This window comes from Cupriavidus sp. GW823-FHT07B10, assembly GCF_058794355.1.
The window spans coordinates 82,793-103,999 of sequence record NZ_JBXAGS010000017.1 but is presented as its reverse complement, the minus strand read 5'-3'; the positions used below and the strand labels follow the sequence as shown (position 1 = coordinate 103,999).

At 64.9% G+C, this 21,207-nt stretch carries 22 protein-coding genes and 1 pseudogene; 15 read left to right on the top strand and 8 right to left on the bottom strand.

Annotated features, from left to right (window positions below; all coding sequences use genetic code 11):
- Nucleotides 1-14 precede the first annotated feature (14 nt).
- Nucleotides 15-1,466 carry an alkaline phosphatase gene (locus tag AC1Q6V_RS27345; protein ID WP_454749804.1) on the bottom strand — a complete coding sequence of 484 codons (1,452 nt, stop codon included), beginning with the start codon at nt 1,464-1,466 and terminating at the stop codon, nt 15-17.
- Between the two features lie 227 nt (nt 1,467-1,693).
- Between AC1Q6V_RS27345 and AC1Q6V_RS27340 the strand changes: the two genes are divergently transcribed.
- From AC1Q6V_RS27340 to AC1Q6V_RS27320, 5 genes are all read left to right on the top strand, one after another.
- Nucleotides 1,694-2,092, top strand: a complete 399-nt coding sequence (locus AC1Q6V_RS27340) for a hypothetical protein (protein WP_010810558.1) — start codon at nt 1,694-1,696, stop codon at nt 2,090-2,092.
- A gap of 69 nt (nt 2,093-2,161) precedes the next feature.
- Nucleotides 2,162-3,463: a TolC family protein gene (locus AC1Q6V_RS27335; RefSeq protein ID WP_454749805.1), complete on the top strand. Its 1,302-nt coding sequence runs from the start codon at nt 2,162-2,164 to the stop codon at nt 3,461-3,463.
- Complete coding sequence (locus AC1Q6V_RS27330; RefSeq protein WP_454749806.1) at nt 3,460-5,004, top strand: efflux RND transporter periplasmic adaptor subunit; 1,545 nt, start codon at nt 3,460-3,462, stop codon at nt 5,002-5,004. The genes AC1Q6V_RS27335 and AC1Q6V_RS27330 overlap by 4 nt, the downstream gene beginning before the upstream one ends.
- A complete protein-coding gene (locus tag AC1Q6V_RS27325; protein ID WP_439670675.1) occupies nt 5,001-8,171 on the top strand; it encodes an efflux RND transporter permease subunit in 3,171 nt (1,056 codons plus the stop codon). The genes AC1Q6V_RS27330 and AC1Q6V_RS27325 overlap by 4 nt, the downstream gene beginning before the upstream one ends.
- Nucleotides 8,168-8,506: a copper-binding protein gene (locus tag AC1Q6V_RS27320; protein ID WP_010810554.1), complete on the top strand. Its 339-nt coding sequence runs from the start codon at nt 8,168-8,170 to the stop codon at nt 8,504-8,506. Before AC1Q6V_RS27325 ends, AC1Q6V_RS27320 begins: the two co-directional genes overlap by 4 nt.
- A 52-nt stretch (nt 8,507-8,558) precedes the next feature.
- On the opposite strand, the gene AC1Q6V_RS27315 is transcribed toward AC1Q6V_RS27320, so the two are convergent.
- The 3 genes and pseudogenes from AC1Q6V_RS27315 to AC1Q6V_RS27305 form a co-directional block, all read right to left on the bottom strand.
- The gene (locus tag AC1Q6V_RS27315; RefSeq protein WP_454749807.1) at nt 8,559-8,870 is read right to left on the bottom strand and encodes a LysR substrate-binding domain-containing protein; all 312 of its coding nucleotides are present in this window, start codon (nt 8,868-8,870) and stop codon (nt 8,559-8,561) included.
- Nucleotides 8,850-8,921 (bottom strand): annotated as a pseudogene (locus AC1Q6V_RS27310) (hypothetical protein); the annotation flags it as partial. The gene AC1Q6V_RS27315 and the pseudogene AC1Q6V_RS27310, both read right to left, overlap by 21 nt.
- A 176-nt stretch (nt 8,922-9,097) precedes the next feature.
- Nucleotides 9,098-9,424: a hypothetical protein gene (locus AC1Q6V_RS27305; RefSeq protein ID WP_010810552.1), complete on the bottom strand. Its 327-nt coding sequence runs from the start codon at nt 9,422-9,424 to the stop codon at nt 9,098-9,100.
- A gap of 294 nt (nt 9,425-9,718) precedes the next feature.
- On the opposite strand from AC1Q6V_RS27305, the gene AC1Q6V_RS27300 reads away from it, so the two are divergent.
- Entirely contained in the window at nt 9,719-9,973 is a 255-nt protein-coding gene (locus AC1Q6V_RS27300; protein ID WP_058697953.1) for a hypothetical protein, read from the top strand.
- A gap of 1 nt (nt 9,974) precedes the next feature.
- Here the strand turns inward: AC1Q6V_RS27300 and AC1Q6V_RS27295 are convergent, their stop codons facing one another.
- The 3 genes from AC1Q6V_RS27295 to AC1Q6V_RS27285 form a co-directional block, all read right to left on the bottom strand.
- Nucleotides 9,975-10,391, bottom strand: a complete 417-nt coding sequence (locus AC1Q6V_RS27295; RefSeq protein ID WP_454749808.1) for a TraR/DksA family transcriptional regulator — start codon at nt 10,389-10,391, stop codon at nt 9,975-9,977.
- A 235-nt stretch (nt 10,392-10,626) separates the two neighbouring features.
- Nucleotides 10,627-10,959: a glycine zipper domain-containing protein gene (locus tag AC1Q6V_RS27290; protein ID WP_454749809.1), complete on the bottom strand. Its 333-nt coding sequence runs from the start codon at nt 10,957-10,959 to the stop codon at nt 10,627-10,629.
- Nucleotides 10,960-11,257: 298 nt separating this feature from the next.
- Complete coding sequence (locus AC1Q6V_RS27285; RefSeq protein ID WP_010810548.1) at nt 11,258-11,836, bottom strand: elongation factor P; 579 nt, start codon at nt 11,834-11,836, stop codon at nt 11,258-11,260.
- A gap of 336 nt (nt 11,837-12,172) precedes the next feature.
- Between AC1Q6V_RS27285 and AC1Q6V_RS27280 the strand changes: the two genes are divergently transcribed.
- Genes AC1Q6V_RS27280 through AC1Q6V_RS27250 form a run of 7 tightly spaced genes read left to right on the top strand, consistent with a single transcriptional unit; the run spans nt 12,173 to nt 19,645 of the window.
- A complete protein-coding gene (locus AC1Q6V_RS27280) occupies nt 12,173-12,448 on the top strand; it encodes a ribbon-helix-helix protein, CopG family (protein ID WP_439670677.1) in 276 nt (91 codons plus the stop codon).
- A 3-nt stretch (nt 12,449-12,451) separates the two neighbouring features.
- A complete protein-coding gene (gene hyfB, locus AC1Q6V_RS27275; RefSeq protein WP_454749810.1) occupies nt 12,452-14,473 on the top strand; it encodes a hydrogenase 4 subunit B in 2,022 nt (673 codons plus the stop codon).
- A 10-nt stretch (nt 14,474-14,483) separates the two neighbouring features.
- Complete coding sequence (locus tag AC1Q6V_RS27270) at nt 14,484-15,431, top strand: respiratory chain complex I subunit 1 family protein (protein ID WP_058697950.1); 948 nt, start codon at nt 14,484-14,486, stop codon at nt 15,429-15,431.
- 19 nt (nt 15,432-15,450) lie between these two features.
- Nucleotides 15,451-16,110, top strand: a complete 660-nt coding sequence (locus AC1Q6V_RS27265) for a formate hydrogenlyase (RefSeq protein ID WP_010810544.1) — start codon at nt 15,451-15,453, stop codon at nt 16,108-16,110.
- A gap of 1 nt (nt 16,111) precedes the next feature.
- Nucleotides 16,112-17,566, top strand: a complete 1,455-nt coding sequence (locus AC1Q6V_RS27260) for a hydrogenase 4 subunit F (RefSeq protein WP_010810543.1) — start codon at nt 16,112-16,114, stop codon at nt 17,564-17,566.
- A gap of 4 nt (nt 17,567-17,570) precedes the next feature.
- Entirely contained in the window at nt 17,571-19,121 is a 1,551-nt protein-coding gene (locus AC1Q6V_RS27255; protein ID WP_010810542.1) for a hydrogenase large subunit, read from the top strand.
- Nucleotides 19,121-19,645: an NADH-quinone oxidoreductase subunit B family protein gene (locus AC1Q6V_RS27250; protein ID WP_010810541.1), complete on the top strand. Its 525-nt coding sequence runs from the start codon at nt 19,121-19,123 to the stop codon at nt 19,643-19,645. The genes AC1Q6V_RS27255 and AC1Q6V_RS27250 overlap by 1 nt, the downstream gene beginning before the upstream one ends.
- 89 nt (nt 19,646-19,734) lie before the next feature.
- Here the strand turns inward: AC1Q6V_RS27250 and AC1Q6V_RS27245 are convergent, their stop codons facing one another.
- Nucleotides 19,735-19,938 carry a ribbon-helix-helix protein, CopG family gene (locus tag AC1Q6V_RS27245; RefSeq protein ID WP_010810540.1) on the bottom strand — a complete coding sequence of 68 codons (204 nt, stop codon included), beginning with the start codon at nt 19,936-19,938 and terminating at the stop codon, nt 19,735-19,737.
- 146 nt (nt 19,939-20,084) lie between these two features.
- Here AC1Q6V_RS27245 and AC1Q6V_RS27240 point away from each other — a divergent pair, with 146 nt between their 5' ends.
- Both AC1Q6V_RS27240 and AC1Q6V_RS27235 read left to right on the top strand, forming a co-directional pair.
- The gene (locus tag AC1Q6V_RS27240) at nt 20,085-20,357 is read left to right on the top strand and encodes an HPr family phosphocarrier protein (RefSeq protein WP_136227778.1); all 273 of its coding nucleotides are present in this window, start codon (nt 20,085-20,087) and stop codon (nt 20,355-20,357) included.
- 14 nt (nt 20,358-20,371) lie between these two features.
- Nucleotides 20,372-21,202, top strand: a complete 831-nt coding sequence (locus AC1Q6V_RS27235) for a fused MFS/spermidine synthase (RefSeq protein ID WP_454749811.1) — start codon at nt 20,372-20,374, stop codon at nt 21,200-21,202.
- The last annotated feature ends 5 nt before the right edge of the window (nt 21,203-21,207 follow it).

The following is a 21,207-nucleotide window of genomic DNA, read 5'->3' as shown; positions in this document are numbered from 1 at the left end:
TCAGCGATAGTGGCTTAGAGGCCGATGGCCGTCTTGATCAGGCCGAACACGTCGGTGTTGTCCATCACACCGGTGAAGGATTCGGCACCGTTGCCCAGCGCGCCGATAAAGACATCGGTGCCGCCATGGGTCTCGCCACCCGCCGCCGTCGGGATCGCGGCTTCCTGGTGATAGCTCTTGTCGTAGACCTGTGCATCGGTCAGCGCGGTGCGCGTGGCCGGGCGGTTCTCGCCGGTGCCGAAGCCGATAATGGTGAAAGGATTGCCGCCGGAGTCCGTGGACAGTGCGCCGGTCACGTAGTTCTTCAGCAGGCCCAGCACGCCGGGGTTGCTGTCGCTGGTGGGGCCGGTGCGCTTGGCGTAGCCGTTCAGCACCAGCGTGTGGTCATGGTCGGCGGTGACGACGATCAGCGTGTTCTTCAGGCCCGGGTCGATCACGTTGAGCTTGTCGATCGCGGTCTTGATCGCGGTGTCGAAGGCCACGGTGTCGTGCAGCGCCTTGCGCGCGGTGGTCTCATGCAACGCGTGGTCGATGCGGCCGCCTTCCACCATCAGGAAGAAACCCTTCTTCTTCGCGGCAAGCACGTCGATGGCCTTGCCGGTCATCTCCGCCAGGCTCGGCTCGTCGCCGGGCACGCGGTCCAGGTCGTAGGCCATATGGCTGGACGTGAACAGGCCTGCCACCTTCTTCGCGCTGGCGGCGTCGATCTTGTCGAAGTCGGCCTTGCTGGACGCGTACGTATAGCCGGCCTTGGTCAGCTCGCCAACCAGGTCGCGGCCGTCGGTGCGGGCGCCGCCCGCGGCCTTGTTCTGGAAGTGCTTGCGGCCGCCGCCGAAGATCACATCGACGCCATCGCCAAGCGCGCTGTTGTAGCCAGCGCCGTGCGGCACCAGTTGCGCGGCGATGGTGTTCTCGGCGTCGCGGTGGCACACGTGCGCGTAGGTCGTGGCGGGGGTTGCGTGCGTGATGCGGGTGGTGGTGACCACGCCGGTGCCGTAGCCTGCCGCCTTCATCTGCTCGAGCAGCGTCGGCACGCTCTGGCCGTTGCCGGAAGCCGGGCAGGTGCTGTCCGCGCCGGACAGGTAGTCCTTGCCGCTGGCGTCGAAGGCATTGGTCTCCGGCGTCATCGAGATGACTTCGTTGTTCATCTTGACGCCGGTCATGTAGGCCGCCATCGACGGCGCGCTGTCGGTCACCTGCGCGTTGTTCGAATAGGTCCGGATAAACCCGCTCTCGGGGAGCGTATCCATGGTCAGGTCCCCATCCTCGCCGACCTTGTAGATCCGCGCCGCGGTCATGGTCGTCATGCCCATGCCGTCGCCAAGGAAGAACACGACGTTCTTCGTCGGCGCGGTGCTGCCGGCAGCCGGCGGCTGCGTGACCGGCGCATTGTTGTCATCATCGCTGCCGCACGACGCCACGGCCAGCGCCAGCAGCGGGGCTGCCAGTATTGAAAGACGCCTCATATTTCCTCCCCGTTGGTTTTGGCGGGAGGATGCACGACGAATATTTCGGCACCGTGACGTGTCACAGGACGGCATCGTTGCCGCTGCAGGAAAACATGCGAAAGTGCAGCATCAGGCCGTTCGCTATGTTCGCGAACGGCCCACCTGTGCGGCAAGCTGCCGCAGTAGCGATGCTGCCTGGTGGCGCCGAACACTGATATATTGTCGCCAAAACAGGCACCGCTCTCGTGAGCAAATCGCATCGCCGGCCATGGTTCGCCGGCTTCCTCCTCGTTGTCTTCCTGGCAGCCCAGCTGGCAGTGGCGGCGTACGCCTGTACCGGCAGCCGCTACCAGGCGGAACACAGCGGCACGATGGCGGCGATGACCGAATCCTGCGCCGATATGGCCGCCAGCGACACCCAGCAGGACATCGACCAGAGCGGGCTTTGCCTGGCGCATTGCCAGGCCGATTCCAGGAACGCCGACCATGCTTCGCCGCAGCTTCCGGCCTTCATGCCGGTGCTGATGCGCGTGCTTGAGCCAACGCGCGTGGTCCTGGCGGAGGTTCGCGTTGGGCTGCGCGCCGAGGCAGAGGCGCGCGCACCGCCTCCCCTCACCGTTCTTCACTGCAGTTTCCAGACTTAGCCTCCGGCTCGACGTCACCTGGTGCTGCCTGCTTCCATGCGGGCAGCAGTCGTCGTCCCTGGAGGCTTTATGCTTTTTCTACGTCACCTGACCGTGGCGCTGCTCAGCGCGCCCGCAATCGGCCTGGCTGCGCCGCAAGGCGCGCCCGGGCAATCCGCCCCTTCCCTCTCCCTTGAGGAAGCCGTCGCGATCGCGAGCGCCCATGCCGGCGACGCCGAATCGTCGCGCGGCGCCGTGGAGGCCGCCTGGCAAATGGCCGTCGCCGCCGGCCGCCTGCCGGATCCCGTGCTCAAGCTCGGCGTCAACAACGTGCCGGTCAACGGCTCGGACGCGTTCTCGCTGAGCCGGGATTCCATGACCATGCGCTCGATCTCGGTGATGCAGGAATTCACGCGCGCGGACAAGCGCCGCGCCAGGGCCGCGCGCTTCGAAGCCGAAGCCGCCGCTGCCGACGCGCAGCGCACAGTGGGGCTGGCAGGCGTGCAGCGCAATGCGGTCAATGCCTGGCTCGACCGGTGGTATGCGGAGCAGGCCGGCGTGCTGCTCGGCCATCACGGCCATCCGCTTGAACTGGCGCTGCAGGCCGCCACCGCGGCCTACCGCGGCGGGCGCGGCTCGCGTGCGGAGGTACTGGCGATGGAGCTGGAAATCCAGAAGCTGCACGACCGCGAGGACGAGAACCGCGCCGCGCTGGCAACGGCCACGCTGAACCTGGAGCGCTGGGTCGGCGCCGCTGCGCGGCGCCCGCTGTCGGCGCGGCCACCGCTTGAAGTGCCGCCGGGCGCCCGGCAACTCGCCAGGGGCGAGTTCGAGGCCGTGCCCGAACTGTCGGCTGCGCAGCGCGACGTGGCGCTGGCCGAATCGGAAATCCAGGTGGCAACGGAAGCCCGCAAGCCGGACGTGACGGTCGAGCTGATGTACAGCCAGCGCGGCTCGGCCTACTCGAACATGGGCTCGCTCAATGTCAGCTTCCCATTGCCGTGGGACCGGGGCAACCGCCAGGACCGCGAAATCAGTGCGCGGCTGGCGCAGGCCAATGACGCGCGGGCCAGGCTGGAAATGGTCCGGCGCAATACCCAGGCCATGGTCGGCGCCAGGCTGGCCGAGCTGCAGCGCAACCTTGACCGGCTGCGGCGCTACGACGACAAGACCTTGCCGCTCGCGCGGGCACAGGCGGATGCGGCACTGACGGCCTACCGCGCCAGCACGGGCACCTTGGCGGCGGTCGCCGAAGCCAACCATCGCGCCATCGACACCGCCATGGATCGCCTGCTGCTTGAGGCAAAGACCGCGAAGCTGTGGGCGGACCTGAACTACCTGGTGCCATTGCCTACCGCCCAGGCCGAAGCCGCAGTGAGGGAGGCAAAATGAAGAAGCACATCATTGCAGCAGCAGCCGGGCTGGTCGTCGCCGGCATCGCCCTCTACGGCGCTTACCACTTCGGGTTCACGCGCGGCACACAGACTGCGCAACCGTCGAGCACGGCTGGCGCGCAATCCACCGTGCTCAAGGCCGGCGACATCGACCCGAAGACCGGCAGGAAGATCCTGTACTGGCACGATCCCATGGTGCCGGGCCAGCGCTTCGACAAGCCGGGCAAATCTCCCTTCATGGAGATGCAACTGGTGCCGGTCTACGCGGACGGCGATGGCAGCGGCAGCGGTGTCACCGTCGACAGCCATGTCGCGCAAAACCTCGGCATTCGCACCACCGAGGCAAAGCCTGGACGGCTGGCCGCGATGCTACAGGTGCCCGGCAATGTCGCCATCGACGAACGCAGCGTGCAGGTCATCCAGGCGCGCACCAACGCCTTTGTGCAGCACGTCGCGGTCCGGGCCACCCTTGACCCGGTCCGGCGCGGACAGGCGCTGGTCACCCTGTACTCGCCCGACTGGGTCGCGGCGCAAGAGGAATACCTGGCCGTGTCACGCATGGCAGCGAGCGAGCATCTGGACGACCTGCGCAGTGCTGCCAGGAATCGCATGCTGCAGGCAGGCATGACGCCGGGCCAGGTCAGTGCGGTCGAAAGATCCGGCAAGCCGCAGCCCGGTGTTGCCATCGCCAGCCCGGTCGATGGCCTCGTGACCGAGGTGGCGGTGCGCGAGGGCATGACCGTGTCGCCGGGCATGACGCTGTTCCGCCTGGCTGACCTGAGCCAGGTGTGGGTGATTGCCGAGGTACCAGAGGGCCAGGCCGGCACCATCCGGCCCGGCGCGGCGGCCACGGTACTGCAGGGCGGCACGGCCAGCCCCCTTGCCGGCAAGGTCGACGCCATCCTTCCCGACGTCAACCCGTCGACCCGCACCGTCAAGGCCCGCATCATCCTGCCCAACCCCGGCAGGCGCCTGCTGCCGGGCATGTTTGTCACGGTCGGCTTCGACAGTGGCGCGCAGAAGGAAGCGTTGCTGATCCCGTCGGAGTCGGTCATCCGCACCGGCCAGCGCAGTATCGTCATGGTCGATGCCGGCCAGGCAGGGTTCGTTGCCACCGAGATCAAGACCGGCCGCGAGGCCGATGGCATGGTCGAGGTGCTGGACGGACTGGCGCCGGGACAGAAAGTGGTCACGTCCGGCCAGTTCCTGATCGACTCGGAAGCCAGCCTGCGCGGCAGCGCGCAACGCATGTCCGCCCCGCCTGCGGCCTCCGCACCTGCCGCATCATCGGCCGAGCATGAAGGCACAGGCCGCATCGAAGCCGTGAACGGCAGCGAGAGCCTGACCATCTCGCATGGCCCCATCCCGTCGGCACAGTGGGGTGCGATGACCATGGATTTCGCCGCGCCGCCGACAGGCCTGCCCAAGGGACTGAAGCCTGGCGACCGCATCCGCTTCCGCTTCCACCTGGACCGCGACGGCGCGGCCATGCTGTCGTCGGTCGAGCCCGCCGGCACCGCCCAGGGAGCCCGGCCATGATCGCGCGCCTGATCCTGGCCTCGATCCGCCACCGCATCCTGGTCCTGCTGGCCACGGTGATGCTGACCGCATGGGGCCTGTGGGCGGTGCGAAGCACGCCGCTCGACGCCCTCCCCGACCTGTCCGATGTGCAAGTGATCATCCGCACGCCCTTCCCGGGCCAGGCGCCGCAGATCGTCGAGAACCAGGTTACGTATCCGCTGACCACCACCATGCTGTCGGTGCCCGGCGCCAGGACGGTCCGGGGTTACTCTTTCTTTGGCGATTCGTTCGTCTATGTGCTGTTCGAGGATGGCACCGACCTGTACTGGGCGCGCTCGCGCGTGCTGGAATACCTGAACCAGGTGCAGTCCCGCCTGCCCGCCGCGGCCAGGCCGGCGCTGGGGCCGGATGCCACCGGCGTCGGCTGGATCTACGAGTACGCGCTGGTGGACAAGACCGGCCAGCATGACCTCGGCCAGTTGCGCGCACTGCAGGACTGGTTCCTGCGCTTCGAACTGAAATCGCTGCCCAATGTGGCCGAGGTCGCTTCGCTGGGCGGCATGGTGAAGCAGTACCAGGTGGTGCTGCTGCCGGACCGGATGCGCGCCTACAACCTGTCGCAGGGCAAGGTGCTGGCGGCGCTCAGGGGCGCCAACCAGGAGGCCGGCGGGTCGGTGCTGGAAATGGGCGAGGCAGAGTATATGGTGCGCGCCAGCGGCTACCTGAAGACGCTCGACGATTTCCGGCAGATTCCGCTGGTGACCAGCGATGCCGGCATTCCGGTGCGGCTGGGCGATGTCGCCATCGTCCAGCTCGGCCCGGAGATGCGGCGCGGCATCGCCGAACTTGACGGCCAGGGCGAGGTTGCCGGCGGCGTGATCGTGATGCGCTCAGGCAAGAACGCGCTGGAAACCATCGAGGCGGTCAAGGCGAAGCTAGCCACGCTGCAGAAGAGCCTGCCTGCCGGTGTGCAGATCGTCACCACCTACGACCGCTCCGCGCTGATCAAGCGCGCGGTGGAAAACCTGACACACAAGCTGGCCGAAGAGTTCGCCGTGGTCGCGCTGGTGTGCCTGCTGTTCCTGTTCCACCTGCGTTCCGCGCTGGTGGCGATCGTGTCGCTGCCGCTGGGCGTGCTGGCCGCCTTTTTGGTGATGCGCTACCAGGGCATCAATGCCAACATCATGTCGCTGGGCGGCATTGCCATTGCCATTGGCGCCATGGTCGATGCCGCGGTCGTGATGATCGAGAACGCGCACAAGCAGCTGGAACACTGGCATGCCGAGAACCCCGGCCGGGCGCTGGCAGGGAACGAGCGCTGGGGCGTGATCGGCCGGGCCGCCACCGAGGTCGGGCCCGCGCTGTTCTTCTCGCTGCTGATCATCACGCTGTCGTTTATCCCGGTCTTTACGCTGGAGGCGCAGGAGGGCCGGCTGTTCTCGCCGCTGGCCTTTACCAAGACCTATTCCATGGCCGCGGCGGCGGGCCTGTCGGTGACGCTGGTGCCGGTGCTGATGGGCTACATGATCCGTGGCAGGATTCCTTCGGAGCAGTCCAACCCCTTGAACCGATGGCTGATCCGCGCCTATCGGCCGGTGCTGGCACGGGTGCTGGCCTACCCGAAGACCACCCTTGCGGTCGCCGCGGTGCTGCTGGCCGCGACGGCGTGGCCGATGCTGCGTACCGGCGCCGAATTCATGCCGCCGCTCGACGAGGGCGACCTGCTCTATATGCCGTCGGCATTGCCAGGCCTTTCCGCCGGCAAGGCAGCGCAGCTGCTGCAACAGACCGACCGCCTGATCAGGACCGTGCCCGAGGTGGCGACCGTGTTCGGCAAGGCCGGCCGCGCCGATACCGCGACCGATCCGGCTCCCCTCGAGATGTTCGAGACCACCATCCAGTTCAAGCCGCGCGACCAGTGGCGTGCCGGCATGACCACCGACAAGCTGGTGGAAGAGCTCGATCGCGTGGTCAAGGTGCCGGGCCTGTCCAACATCTGGGTGCCGCCGATCCGCAACCGCATCGACATGCTTGCCACCGGCATCAAGAGCCCGGTCGGCATCAAGGTGGCGGGCGCGGACCTGAAGGAGATCGATCGCCTGGCAACGCGCATCGAGGAAGCCGTCAGGACAGTGCCGGGGGTGACGTCGGCACTGGCCGAGCGGCTGAGCGGCGGGCGCTATGTCGATATCGACATCGATCGCGTGGCGGCGGGCCGCTACGGGCTGAACATCGCGGATGTGCAGAGCGTGATATCGTCGGCCATCGGCGGCGACAATGTGGGCGAGGTCGTCGACGGGCTGGCGCGCTTCCCTATCAACGTACGCTACCCGCGCGACTACCGCGACTCGGTGGAGCAACTGCGCAGCCTGCCCATCGTCACGGACAAGGGCCAGCAGATCGTGCTGTCCGACGTGGCGCGCATCCAGGTGGTGCAGGGAGCGCCGATGCTGCGCAGCGAAAACGCGCGACTGTCGGGCTGGGTGTATGTCGACATCCGCGGGCGTGACCTGCGCTCGGCCGTCCGGGATATGCAGGCCGCCGTTGCGAAAGCGGTGCCGATGCCGGCTGGCTATTCGCTGAGCTGGTCGGGGCAGTTCGAATACCTGGAGCGGGCCGCCGCAAAGCTGAAGGTGGTAGTGCCGTTCACGCTGCTGATCATCTTCGTGCTGCTGTACCTGGTGTTCGGCCGTCTCGATGAAGCCCTGCTCATCATGGGCACGCTGCCGCTGGCGCTGATCGGCGGCTTCTGGCTGCTCTACCTGCTGGGCTACAACCTGTCGGTTGCCGGCGTGGTCGGCTTCATCGCGCTGGCGGGCGTGGCGGCGGAATTCGGCGTGATCATGCTGCTCTACCTGAAGCAGGCATGGACCGCGCGCGCGAACCAGGGCGATGCCAGCCTGTCCGCGCTGCTTGAGGCCATCCAGGAAGGCGCGGTGCTGCGCGTGCGCCCCAAGGCAATGACCGTCGCCGTCATCCTTGCCGGCCTGGTGCCGATCATGTGGTCGCATGGCACCGGCTCCGAGGTCATGCAGCGCATTGCCGCGCCGATGGTGGGCGGCATGCTCACCGCGCCATTGCTTTCGCTCTTCGTGGTGCCGGCGGTGTATTTGCTGATGCGCCGGCGCCAGACCAGACCTCAACCAGTTTCCGTACACCCCTCACTTCAGAAGGAACCACAATGAATTCCATCAAGACGCTCGCCCTTGCGCTGGCTTTCGCCACCACGCCGGCCGCATTCGCAGCGGGATCGATGGACGGCATGGACATGAAGCCGTCCGCACCCGCGCAGCAGGCGCCGCAACCCGTGGCAGCCGAGATCAAGAAGATCGATGCGCAGGCCGGCAAGGTCACGCTCAGGCACGGACCGATCGCCAACCTCGGCATGGGACCGATGACCATGGCGTTCCCCGTCAAGGATCGCGCATCGCTGAAGGATTTCAAGGAGGGCGAGGCGGTATCCGTGACGTTCGACAACGTTGATGGCAAGCCTACGGTCATGCAAATGCGGCGCAAGTGAGGGCTACCGTCGCTGGAGGTGATTGCGCGTTCGGCGCGCAATCACTGTGTGCTCACGCTTTGGTGCCCAGACGCTCCTTCAGGAACTCGATAAAGCGCTGTGTCTTTGCCGGCAGCAAGCGTGTTTCGGTCAGGGCATAGACCGGCGTCGGCCTGGTCTGCCTGCCAGGCAATATCCGGCGCAGGCGGCCGGCCGCCACGTCCTCTGCCGCCACCTCCTCGGCCAGCAAGACCACGCCCAGGCCCAGCATTGCCAGGCGGCAGCATCTCCCCCAGTTGCTCGTGGGCGATCCGTGCTTCGTCCAGATGCGCTTGCAGCGCTCGTAGTAGAGCTGCCCGGCCTCGGTCAGCTCGACCTTGCGCATCGTGCGATGCAGCAGCCGCAGGCCAATGGCCTTCTCCAGCGCGCTGATCCGCCTGGAAAGCGCGTGTGCAGGAGGTGATTTTGGGTGCCCTGCAGGGCTGAGGGAGGCCGCCTATGCAGGCGGGGTGCAGGTGCAACCTGGCCTTGCCTGCGGCCTGAGATCGTGCGCGCCTTGACCGCGGCGCATGCAATCAGCCCCGGCTGGTTGGACCGGGGCTGTCAGATAAGTTAGTGCAGTTGGCGCTTCAGGTCAGCAAGTTCCGAATGCATCGAACTGACTGCATCCTTGACCTTTGCATCGAGACTGCCGGCCTGCTGGCAAGCGCGGTCTGCACGATCACCGATCCGTTCGAGATCATCGACCCACTGCCGGATCCGATCCTCATCCTTGGAAGACACAACCTTCGATGCCGATTTGCACTCCTTGTCGAGCTCATCCACCCAGTTCATCAAGTCTTGTGGAATCCCCGTATCGGCATGACAAGTCCGGGATGTCTCGCTGATGGTTTGCTGCAGATGACTAAAACGTTGCTGCATTTCACTGGCTTGCAACATGATGCCCCCTTCGTGAACACCAATCCACATGAGTTCAGGCAGCAGATGATTGTGTGTTGCCTGTGCCATTGTCATTCGCCCGCATCAGTTGGCTGCCAATGAAGCTCCATTGCCCAGCCTCGAAGCGCGCGAAGGCACTTTTTCAGTCTAGGTCAAATTCAACCGCACGCTCCGATGTGATCGCCGGGGTTCCGCGGCATTACTAGGCATTAGCCGCGCCTCGCTATATCTTGAATTCAAGACAGTCCGGCGCTCGGGCTGAGCTACGGACATCGTAAATTGCCGGAGGCTGAAATGCTGGAAAAAAAGCGGTCTTACAAGGGATTCCACGTTGCGCTCTTCGTGCCGGAGGTGATTGAGCCAGGCAAGCCAGGCGGGCGAGTCCAGATCTCCACGCGCAATGAGGACATGGGCATCCGCTTTACGCCGGACTGGCCCCACCCGCCCGCAACGCTGGAGGAGGCAGAGGACTGGCTTTTCGCCTACGCCGCCGGGATCATCGATTGTGAACTGGCGGGCGGCTTCGGCATTGATCTCAGGAACGAGTAAGTCAGTCCGGCGACGAAAGATCTGCGGAAGCCGGTCGGCGCGTCTCCTGCGCCTGGCGGGAATGGCGGTGTTCGTGGAGATTCTGGCATGCCGTGCAGCGCGTGGCGGTCGGGTACGCTTGCAGGCGGGCGAAACGGATCGCCTGCTGGCAGTCAATACAGACGCCATACTGGCCGCTCCTCATCCGTGACCGGGCTGCTTCAATGTCGGCCAGTTGCATGCGATAGTGTTTCAGCATCGCGTCGCCCTGGCGCTGCACAGTCTTTTCGTCCGCCACTTCACCATCATCAAGGTGTTCACGTTGTGTTGGCGCCACAACAGGCGAATCCGCGGTTCCGGCGACGGCACGAATGCGCAACTCCTCAGCGTCCATTTGGGCCACCAACTTCGCCAACTCTTCCTTTGTCAGCCCGTCCATGACTGGCCTCCTGGGTAAACATCCTGCGGGTCGCACGTAAGCAGACCGTCCAGCGTAGCGCGTCTGGGCAATCGCACCTGGCGGGCACAGTTGTTGTATTGCCGCTCAGATGTGTCGCCACTTAGATCGAGGCTCCCGCAAGGGGCTGTAGCCATTTGCCGGCATGGCAAAAAACACGTGCCCCTTGCGGGACCAGCACGGGTCACTGCCGTGCCGGTCCCTCAGTCACGAATACCTAACGGTGGCTGGCAGCCAGCGCGACGATAGCGCCTGTGGTAGCCGCGATGGCGGCCACAGTACCCATGCTTTGCCACGGATGCTCATGAACGTAGCGATCGGTCGTTGTCGCCCACTCGGAGACTTTGGCGCGGCTTTCTTCGCGCAGCGTGACGATGCGCTCCTGCAGCGCGCGCTGCCGGGCCCTGAGTGCATGGCGCTCAAGGCTGGTCCCTACGCCGGTTTCGGCTTTGACATCATGAAGAAGTGCCTGAACGTCGGCCATCAGCGTATCGACGTCGCGGGCCAATGCGTCCTTGCGCATAGAGAAATCAGATTGGATGTCGTTCATCTTGCCCTCCTGTTAGCGAAATCATCGCGGTGCGTCGCGCAGCACGATTGGCACTGTGTCAAATATAGGACTGGGCTGACAACCCGGCATGACAAAGAACACGCTACGACGAAGCCGTCCGGAAGGAGGCAAGAGGACCGTAGAACCAATGCGACGGAAGTATCGCCGCGCTTACGCGCCAAGCCTTTTGTCGCTGATGGCTATCAGGTGCCGAATGCGGTACTGCCGACGCTGCCGCCCCCGTCCCGCCGGAACTGTACGCGGCGCTGCGCATGCAGGGAGTGGCGCGGCACCGGAGTCACGCCTTTCGCGTCCCTCGCCTTATCCGCTCCAAATATTTTCCTGAAGCGACCTCGATTCGCACCGTGTCCCCTTCCTTGACGAACTGAGGAACGAGAACTTCCATGCCGTTCTCCAGCGTGGCAGCCTTGAAGGTAGAGGATTCATGCTCGTGCAGGCCCGGCGGCGTGGACATGATGGTTACCTCGACCGCAGGGGGGAATGCGATGGTGACTGGCTCGCCCTCATAAAGCTGCACCGGGATTCGCATATTGGGACGAAGAAACTTCTGGTATGCGCCCATGGTTTCCGCAGGAAAACTGATCTGCTCGAAGGTGTCGGGATTCATGAAGAAAAAGGCGTCACCATCGGTGTACAGATATTCCATCTCCTGGTGATCAAGCGCGACCTCTTCGAGCTTGTTGCCCGGGTGTAACCGCAACTCCTTGATGTGGCCAGTCTTAAGGCTCTTGAACTTGGCGAAAACTGCGCTCCCCTGTTGGCCGCCGCCGGCGTGGTACCCGGCGCTGGTAACGCTATGAAGTTCACCTTCAAGCATGATGACCATGCCCGACTTCAGTTCGGAAGCTTCGACCATTGGTGTCTCCGCGTGGGCGGCAGGATTTCGCCTTCAGCCTAGCACCGCAGCGCCCCTTCAACCAAGGGCCGGTGGCGACAGCGGGACGCGGAACGAGAAACTCGATGGCGCTGACCGCCATTGGGAGAATTGCGCACCGGCAACAGCGGGATGCTGCAGCGCCGCATGCACTAGGCTGACAGCAGGAAACGCCAGCGACGAATGTGCGACGCCGTCCAGTGTATTTGCCCTGGTTGCAGCGAGTAAAGGTATGGCAGCGTCCAGGCCTTTTGATTCGCATGGCCATCATCTATGATGTGATTCATGTAATCATCGTATTGCCATCTTGAGGATCCCATGGAGCAAAAGACCGCTCGGCTTACGTTGCTCATCGATCCCAACAAGAAGGCCGCCTTCGAGCGCCTCTGCGCACAACAGGATCTGACTGCCTCGCAGGTGATACGGCGGCTTATCCGCGACTACCTGGCCCAGCATGGCGTCCAGTACGTGCCCAGCGGCGTAGCCACGGACAAGGCGGAAGCCAAGGGCAAAGAGAGGCCACCGGTCGGCGCGTCGTCGCGGCGCGACGCGGCACCTCCTGCCAAGCGCCGTACGACCCGTCGTGGAGCCTGATCCATGAGCACCGTGCCCCCTCTCACGCAATGGCTCCATCTCGACTGGATGCTTGTTGTGGTTGGGGCCTGGCTGCTTATCGGCGTGGCAGGGGTCCTGGCGCTGCATCGGTTTGCCCTGGTATCCCACGTGCTGTTCCCCATCGGGGGACTGCTAGGGCTTGCGCTGTTCAGCCTGGCGCTGCACGCTGTGTCCGGCACGCCCGAGGCAGCCGTGCTGCCCATTGGCCTGCCATCGCTGCCGTTCCACGTCCGGCTCGACAGCCTGTCCGCCTACTTCCTGATGGTAATGGGGGGAGCGGCGGCTGGCATCTCCACGTTTGCGGCTGGCTACTTCCGCACGGGCGAAGGTACGCCGCCAGGCCTGCTTTGTCTTGAATACCACCTGTTTCTTGCCAGCATGGCCGGGGTGATCCTGGCCGACGACGCCTACTCGTTCATGGTGATGTGGGAAACCATGGCCCTGGCTTCATTCTTCCTGGTGACCGCCAACCACCGCATCGCCGAAGTGCGCGCCGCCGGCTATCTCTACATCACGATGGCGCGCATCGGGGCGATTGCGATTCTGCTGTGCTTTGGCGTGCTGCAGGCCAATACCGGCGACTATACGTTTGCCAACATGCGCGCCCAGGCGCTGACACCGTTCTGGGCCTCCGCCGGTTTCCTGCTCGCGTTGTTCGGATTCGGCGCCAAGGCCGGCATCCTGCCTCTGCACATCTGGCTGCCGGAGGCGCATCCGGCCGCGCCGTCACCGGTATCGGCAATGATGAGCGGCGTCATGCTCAACACTGCCATCTACGGCCTGTTGCGCGTATCTTTCGACCTGCTGCCGATGCGCCTGTGGTGGTGGGGCGGATTGCTGCTGGCGATTGGATTGGCCACCGCGCTGTTCGGCGTGGTCTTCGCAGCTGTTCAGACCGACATGAAGCGGCTGCTGGCTTATTCGTCGATCGAGAACATGGGCCTGCTCTTCGTTGCCATGGGGCTGACACTGCTGTTCTCGGCCTACGGCATGAAGCCGATGGCCGCCCTCGCCCTGACGGCCGCGCTCTACCATGTCGCCAGCCATGCATTCTTCAAAAGCCTGCTTTTTCTGGGAACCGGTAGCGTGCTGCATGCCACCACCGAGAGAAGCCTGGGCAAGCTAGGCGGACTGATTCGCTACATGCCATGGGTGGGCTGGCTGACACTGCTGGGCGTGCTGGCCAGCGCCGGGCTGCCGCCGCTTGGCGGTTTCGTCTCGGAGTGGCTGCTGCTGCAGAGCTTCCTGTTCACGCCTGGTCTGCCGGAACCGATACTGACCATGCTGATCCCGGTGGTCGCCGCGCTGATTGCGCTGGTGGCGGCACTGGCCGGTTACACCATGGTCAAGTTCTTCGGCGTGGTCTTCCTCGGCCAGCCCCGTGAGCCCAGTCTGGCCAACGCGCACGACGCCGGCCGTTGGGAGCGCGCGGGCATGCTGTGGCTGGCGCTGGGCTGCATCGCGCTTGGCCTGCTGCCGACGCAATTCGTCCAGCTGATCGATCCGGTGACGCAGCAACTGGTGGCGAGCGGACTCGGCGCCCGGACCGCGGCCAGCAACTGGCTGCTGGCGCCGAATGGCCTGGCCCAGGCCAGCTACGGGCCGGTTATTTTCCTGTCAGGCATCCTGGCCAGCGTTGCGCTCGCCTACCTGCTGGTGCGCCGCTTGTACCACGGTCGGCTTCGCCGCAGCCCGCCCTGGGCTTGCGGCTTTCCCTGGGGCACCGCGCGCATGCAGGACACTGCCGAGGGGTTCGGGCAGCCGATCCGCCAGATCTTTGAGCCGTTTTTCCTGATGCGCCGCGACCTGCCGACGCCATTCGATGAGCAGCCGCACTACCGGGTCACAGTGGCGGATCATTTTTGGCGCTGGATGTATGTCCCCCTGATCGATCTGGCGTCGTACCTGGCCCGGCTGATCGGCCTGATGCAACAGGGACGCATCTCGGTTTACCTGCTGTACAGCTTCCTGACCCTGGCCGCCACGCTGCTGGCCGTGATGTGAAGAGGGCCGCATGAACCTGACCGGGATCCTGTCACAGCTGCTTGAGATCGTGATCTCGATCGCGCTGGCGCCGCTGCTGACCGGCTGGGTCAATCAGTGGCGGGCCTGGCTGCAGAACAAGTCGGCACCCAGCCTCTGGCAGCCCTATCGCATGCTGCACAAGCTGTTCAACAAGGACTCGGTGGTCGCGGACAATGCCTCGCCGCTGTTCCGCGCCACGCCTTACGTGGTGTTCGGCTGCATGGCGCTGGCTTGCTCGATCGTCCCGACCGTGTCCACCGATCTGCCACTGGCACCGGCCGCCGACGCGATTGCCCTGGTCGGCCTGTTCGCGCTGGCGCGGGTTTTCATCTCGCTGGCGGCGATGGACGTCGGCACCGCTTTCGGGTCCCTGGGAGCGCGGCGCGAGATGCTGATCGGCTTCCTGGCGGAACCGGCGCTGCTGATGGTGCTGTTCTCCGCCTCGCTGGTCTCCAAGTCGACCTCGCTCACCACCATCGTCGAGACGATTGCTCACCGGGACCTGGCCATCTATCCCGGCCTGGCGTTTGCCGGCGTGGCGTTCACCATGGTATCCCTGGCCGAGAACGCCCGCATACCGGTTGACAATCCCGCCACCCACCTCGAGCTGACGATGATCCACGAGGCGCTGATCCTGGAATATTCGGGGCGGCATCTGGCCCTCCTTGAGTGGGCGGCAAGCCTGAAGCTGTTCGCCTATTCCTGCATCGGCCTGGCGCTGTTTTTCCCATGGGGCGTTGCAGAAGCGCAAGCTCCCCTGGCCATGCTGCTGGCGCTGCCCGCGCTGCTGTTCAAGCTCATGGTGGGCGGGATCCTGCTGGCGGCGCTGGAGACGGCGAGCGCCAAGATGCGCATCTTCCGCGTGCCGGAGTTCCTGGCCACCGCCTTTCTGCTGGCGGTGATCGGCATGCTGGTCCACTTGCTGCTGGCACGCTGAACCCCCGGAGGCCAGTCCAGTGACCGTACTCCTCACCCAGTTTGTCAACCTGCTCGGCGCGGTGCTGTTGATCCTCGCCTTCGCCATGATCTCGCAACGACGGATCCTGTCGCTGATCAACTTGTTCACGCTGCAGGGTGCGACCCTGGCCTTGGCCACGGCTATCGTCGGCTACGTGACGGGCCAGCCGCACCTCTACCTGTCGGCCGGCCTGACCGCAATCCTCAAGGCGTTGCTCATCCCTTATCTGCTGCACCGCGTGATCGATCGCCTCCGGATCCGCAGGGACGTCGAAACGCTGATCAACATTCCCACCACGATGCTGATCGGCATCCTGGTCGTGATCTTCGCCTTCAACCTCACCATGCCGATCTCGCGGCTGTCGCTGAAGCTCGCCAGCGGCACGCTGGGCATTGCGCTGGCCTGCGTGCTGCTGTCCTTCCTGATGATGATCACGCGCTCCAAGGCGGTGCCGCAGGTCATCGGCTTCCTGGCGATGGAGAACGGCCTCTTCTTTGCGGCCACCGCCGCGACCTATGGCATGCCGATGGTGGTCGAGCTGGGCATCGCGCTGGATGTGCTGATCGGCGTGCTGATCCTGGGCGTGTTCATGTTCCAGATCCGCGAGCAGTTCGACAGCCTGGACATCCGTCACCTTGAGAAGCTGAAGGAGGATTGAGTTGACCGCGCTGGCCTTTCTGCTTGGATTTCCGCTTGCCGGCGGGCTGGTGCTGGCGCTGACGGGACATCGCGAGCGCGCCCGCGACATCAATGTCGCCTTCAGCCTGGGCACATTCCTCGCCGCCTGCGTGCTGACGGCGCAAATCGTCGCCGATGGTCCCATGCTGGCATGGGACCGGGAGTTCTACATCGATGCCCTGAACGTCTTCCTGGTTGCGCTGACCGCGTTCGTGGGGCTGACCACCTCGATTTTTTCGCGGCCGTACATGCGGGTGGAGCACGACCACGGCAAGATGACGCCGCCGCGGCTGCGTCTGTACCACAGCATGTACCAGCTCTTCACCTTCACCATGCTGCTGGCGCTGACGACCAACAATATGGGTATCGTGTGGGTTGCGATGGAGGCCGCCACGCTGACCACGGTGCTGCTGGTCAGCGTCTACCGCACCGCCGCGAGCCTCGAGGCCGCCTGGAAGTACTTCATCCTGTGCGGGGTGGGGATTGCCCAGGCGCTGTTCGGTACGGTGCTGCTGTACATGGCCGCCGAGCAGGTCATCGGCCCGGAGGGCGGGGCCCTGCTGTGGACCAACCTGGACGCGGTCAAGCGCCAGCTCGATCCCAACATCATCACGCTGGCGTTTGCCTTCCTGTTTATCGGCTATGGCACCAAGGTCGGCCTGGTCCCACTGCACAACTGGCTGCCCGATGCCCACGCCGAGGGGCCAACCCCGGTATCCGCCGTGCTCTCCGGCCTGCTGCTCAATGTGGCGCTCTATGCCGTGCTGCGCTGCAAGGTGCTGACCGATGCGGCGCTTGGCAACCATCTGACCGGCCGCCTGATGATGGGGTTCGGCCTGCTATCGGTGGTCGCGGCTGTCTTCTTCCTGATCCGGCAACGCGACATCAAGCGCATGTTCGCGTATTCGTCCATCGAGCACATGGGCATGATGACCTTCGCCTTCGGCATGGGCGGGCCGATCGCCAGCTATGCCGGCCTGCTGCACATGACGGTGCATTCGCTGGTCAAGTCAGCGATCTTCTTCGCCGTCGGCCACGCCGCGCAGAAGGCGGGCACGCAAGTCATGGACGATATTCGCGGGTTGATCCGTGTCAGTCCCACGGTCGGCTGGGGCCTGATGGTAGGAGTGCTCGCCATCCTGGGCATGCCCCCGTTCGGGGTCTTTGCCAGCGAGTTCCTGATCGTCACCACCGCCATGCGCGAACAGCCGTGGGCCACGCCCTTCCTGCTGTTGGCACTTGGGCTGGCGTTCGCCGCGGTGTTCAGCCGGGTGCAGCCGATGGTCTTCGGCGACACCACGCTCATGCCGCTGGCGCATCCGCCAGCGCTGGTCCCGGTGTTCACGCACCTCGCCCTGGGGCTGATGCTGGGCCTCTATGTTCCGCCCTATCTCGACACCTGGTACCGGCAGGCAGCCGCAATGCTTGGGAGCTGAACCGATGACTCTGTCCGATCCCGGCCTCAACCTGGAGCGGTTGCCCGCGCCGCTGCCAGTCTGGCATGGCCGGGTCGATCCAGACGGCTGGTCGGTCACGGCCCGCGCGGTGGCGGACGCTGGCGGGCGCCTCGTTGCGCTGTGGGGCGTTGATCGGAGTGCCATCGGCGGCACGTTGACGGCATGCGTCACATACGCCGCGGCGCGGGGGCTGATGTGGCTCGAACTGCGACTGGATGGCGTCGCGCCCGCCGTGCCGGACCTGGCCGGCGTATTCCCATGCGCGGGCCGGATGCAACGTGCCATGACCGACCTGGTGGGTATCCCCGTGCAGGACAGCCGCGATGGCCGGCCCTGGCTGGACCACGGCCTGTGGCCGGCAGGGGCGCGGCCGCTGCAAGGCGGCGCGCCGGCGGGTGCGGCCACCGGCGGCATATTGCCTGCCAACTATCCTTTCGTGCGCGTGGAGGGCGACGGCGTGCACGAGATCGCGGTCGGGCCGGTGCATGCCGGCATCATCGAACCCGGCCACTTCCGCTTTTCGGTGGTCGGCGAGAAGGTGCTGCGGCTGGAGGAACACCTGGGCTACACCCACAAGGGCATCGAGCGGCGTTTCACCGAACTGGCGCCGCCCGAGGGCTACCGGTTGGCCGGCCGGGTCTCGGGCGATTCCACCGTGGCCTATGCCTGGGCCTATTGCATGGCGCTGGAGTCCGCCTGGCGCTGCGCGCCTCCACCGCGGGCGGACTGGCTGCGCGCCCTGATGCTCGAGCGTGAGCGGGTGGCCAATCACCTGGGTGACCTGGGGGCGCTGGGCAATGACGCGGGGCTGGCCTTCGGCCTGGCGCAATTCTCTCGCCTGCGCGAGGACTGGCAGCGGTTGTCCGCAGAGGCTTTCGGTCACCGGCTGATGATGGACGCCGTGGTACCGGGCGGCGTTGCGCAAGACCTGGCACCAGCCATGGCTGAGCGCCTGGAACAGCAGTGCGGTCACATCGAGCGGGAAGTACGCGTGCTGCGTGCGGTGTACGACGAACATGCGGGCCTGCAGGACCGATTTCTTGGAGCAGGCTGCGTCACGCCGCAGCTTGCCGCCCGGCTTGGGCTTACCGGCCTGGCCGGACGTGCCAGCGGTTGCGCCGCGGACCTGCGCTGCGACCATGCCTGGCGGCCCTACGATAGCGTCGCCGTGAAGATGGCCACGCACCGCGGCGGCGATGTCGCCGCCCGGGTGGCGGTGCGCTTCGATGAGGTGCTGGAGTCGCTGCGACTGATCCGTGCCATCTGTGCAGGCCTGCCGGAGGGTGCCACGCGAATCGTTCCGCAAGCGCCCGCCGGCGCCGCCATCGGGGTCGGATGGGTGGAGGGCTGGCGTGGCGAAGTCCTGGTCGCGCTCGACCTTGCCGATGACAGCCGCATTCTGCGCTGCCATTGCCACGACCCGTCGTGGCAGAACTGGCCGGTGCTGGAGCATGCCATCATCGGGAACATCGTGCCGGACTTTCCGCTGATCAACAAATCCTTCAACCTCAGCTATTCGGGGCACGATCTCTGATGTGGAAAATCCTCAGGCAGATCGCACATACCGGCATCGTTACTGAGCCTGCTCCGCGCGGCGCGGCGGACGAGGCCGCCTCCATCCAGCGCATCCACCGGGAGCTGCTCGACATTCTCGGGCAGGCGCTGACGATCCGGCAGGTCGACGCAGGCTCCTGCAATGGCTGCGAACTGGAAATCCACGCACTCGGCAATCCTTACTACAACATCGAAGGCCTGGGCATCAAGTTCGTCGCAAGCCCGCGCCATGCCGACATGCTCCTGGTGACGGGACCCGTTTCGCGTCATATGGAAGAGGCTCTGCTGCGCACCTATGCGGCAACCCCGGAGCCGAAACTGGTGGTGGCGATAGGCGACTGTGGCTGTACTGGCGGGATCTTCGGGGAGAGCTATGCGAGCTGCGGCCGCGTCGCCAATGTCATCCCGGTAGACATAACGGTGCCGGGCTGTCCACCGCCGCCGATAGAGATCCTGCGCGCAATACTAAGCGCCGTCCGGCAGACCGGTGCCACAAGACGCTAGTGATCCGGCCCTGGCAACAGCGGTGTGCACCTGAGGTGTGCACCTGAGGTGTGCACCTGAGCGTGGGCACCGGCTGGCCCCTTCCTGCATCACCCGCGTTCCTTCGCCACTGACCTTGGCGCTCCAAGCGTCGGCCGGGTGGCGTAGTCCACCTCGTACTGCTGCAAATAGTCGCGAATCATCTGGCGAACGACTTGGGATGGCGTCTGGTCCTGGGCGGCGCAGAGCGCCTCAAAGGCCTTTTTCTTCTCCGGATCGATCAATACGGTCAGGCGGGCAGTCTTGGATTCCATGCGTCTAACAATGTCATCATATAATAATGGCATTATAATAGTATACATCTCCAAGATGCGCCGGCATGTCTTAGTAGATGCTGGCAGGGCGCGCGGTCCCGCGCAAACAAGTCTTCAGGGGGCACAACTTTTTGATGAGGGGCGCAGTGGTAGAAGTGACGATAGCGGTAACTGCCGGGAATGCATTTCAAGGGCGGAATTCCGCACGGCTGGCTTTCACGGCCAATCAATTTGAGTGCGAGATCCTGCTTACCAGTGGCCCCTGGGTTGCAAACGCCAAGCGCGTGATGGAGGTCATGCGCCTGTCCGCCCGGGTGGGAACGCACATCCGCATCCAGGCGGACGGAGCGGACGAAGCCGCCGCTGTCGTCACCATCGCGGCATTGTTGCGGGGAGAGGCGCTTCCCAAGGCGCTTTGATGGAATCCTGAGCTATGCATGCCGACCGCACCTCGTTCGACGCCTACCTGAAGTTCCTTTCCGAGGCGAGCCACGACGGTACGCCCAAGGTGTTGGAAACCCAGCACGCCCTGTCCCTGCATTTCGACGCGCTCGCCACCCAGAGCTTCATGTCGCGCAAGGATCCCGACAAGCTCGTGCTGGGCTATACCCGGACGATGATGGGATTCCTGTTGTTGCACCCAGTCCCGGCCAGGATCTCAATGATCGGCCTGGGTGGCGGTTCGCTTGCCAAGTACTGCTACCGGCATCTGCCCAACACCAAGATCGTGGCAATTGAAATTAATCCGGCGGTCATCGCCCTGCGCGAGCAATTCCAGATCCCGCCGGACGACGAACGACTTGAGGTGGTTTGCGCAGATGGCGCCGACTATGTTGCGAACCAGGATGCGCGACCGGACGTGATCCTGGTGGACGGGTTTCTGGCCGATGGCATGCCGGTGCAGCTGGGGACGGCAGACTTCTATGCCGCCTGTCATGCCCGCCTGGCCGATACCGGCGTGCTGGTCGCGAATTTTCTCGAAAGCGATCCCGATATCCCGCTTTACCTGGAGGAAGTCAGCACCGCGTTCGGCCAGTCGATGTCGATTTCTCTTTCCGAAGACAGTTCCAACTACACGCTGTTTGCCTGGAAGGGGGCGCACAAGCTGCCCTCCCTGGACGCGCTGATTGCACGAGCGCGCATCCTGGAAACCGCGCATTCGCTAAGCCTGACCGCGGCCGCTCGCCGCCTGAAACGCGGCGAGCGCCTTGCGTCGGATCGTGCGGCCTGGCCGAAGCTGGCAAGACCGCAGGTCCGGTATTGACACCG

Excerpts from the sequence above, each read along its gene's own strand:
- hyfB (WP_454749810.1), top strand. The coding sequence starts at position 12,452 with ATGAGCACCGTGCCCCCTCTCACGCAATGGCTCCATCTCGACTGGATG.
- AC1Q6V_RS27270 (WP_058697950.1), top strand. The coding sequence starts at position 14,484 with ATGAACCTGACCGGGATCCTGTCACAGCTGCTTGAGATCGTGATCTCG.
- AC1Q6V_RS27245 (WP_010810540.1), bottom strand. The coding sequence starts at position 19,938 with ATGGAATCCAAGACTGCCCGCCTGACCGTATTGATCGATCCGGAGAAG.
- AC1Q6V_RS27300 (WP_058697953.1), top strand. The coding sequence starts at position 9,719 with ATGCTGGAAAAAAAGCGGTCTTACAAGGGATTCCACGTTGCGCTCTTC.
- AC1Q6V_RS27290 (WP_454749809.1), bottom strand. The coding sequence starts at position 10,959 with ATGAACGACATCCAATCTGATTTCTCTATGCGCAAGGACGCATTGGCC.
- AC1Q6V_RS27285 (WP_010810548.1), bottom strand. The coding sequence starts at position 11,836 with ATGGTCGAAGCTTCCGAACTGAAGTCGGGCATGGTCATCATGCTTGAA.
- AC1Q6V_RS27325 (WP_439670675.1), top strand. The coding sequence starts at position 5,001 with ATGATCGCGCGCCTGATCCTGGCCTCGATCCGCCACCGCATCCTGGTC.
- AC1Q6V_RS27250 (WP_010810541.1), top strand. The coding sequence starts at position 19,121 with ATGTGGAAAATCCTCAGGCAGATCGCACATACCGGCATCGTTACTGAG.
- AC1Q6V_RS27330 (WP_454749806.1), top strand. The coding sequence starts at position 3,460 with ATGAAGAAGCACATCATTGCAGCAGCAGCCGGGCTGGTCGTCGCCGGC.
- AC1Q6V_RS27255 (WP_010810542.1), top strand. The coding sequence starts at position 17,571 with ATGACTCTGTCCGATCCCGGCCTCAACCTGGAGCGGTTGCCCGCGCCG.
- AC1Q6V_RS27305 (WP_010810552.1), bottom strand. The coding sequence starts at position 9,424 with ATGTTGCAAGCCAGTGAAATGCAGCAACGTTTTAGTCATCTGCAGCAA.
- AC1Q6V_RS27335 (WP_454749805.1), top strand. The coding sequence starts at position 2,162 with ATGCTTTTTCTACGTCACCTGACCGTGGCGCTGCTCAGCGCGCCCGCA.
- AC1Q6V_RS27320 (WP_010810554.1), top strand. The coding sequence starts at position 8,168 with ATGAATTCCATCAAGACGCTCGCCCTTGCGCTGGCTTTCGCCACCACG.
- AC1Q6V_RS27235 (WP_454749811.1), top strand. The coding sequence starts at position 20,372 with ATGCATGCCGACCGCACCTCGTTCGACGCCTACCTGAAGTTCCTTTCC.
- AC1Q6V_RS27280 (WP_439670677.1), top strand. The coding sequence starts at position 12,173 with ATGGAGCAAAAGACCGCTCGGCTTACGTTGCTCATCGATCCCAACAAG.
- AC1Q6V_RS27315 (WP_454749807.1), bottom strand. The coding sequence starts at position 8,870 with ATGCGCAAGGTCGAGCTGACCGAGGCCGGGCAGCTCTACTACGAGCGC.
- AC1Q6V_RS27345 (WP_454749804.1), bottom strand. The coding sequence starts at position 1,466 with ATGAGGCGTCTTTCAATACTGGCAGCCCCGCTGCTGGCGCTGGCCGTG.
- AC1Q6V_RS27295 (WP_454749808.1), bottom strand. The coding sequence starts at position 10,391 with ATGGACGGGCTGACAAAGGAAGAGTTGGCGAAGTTGGTGGCCCAAATG.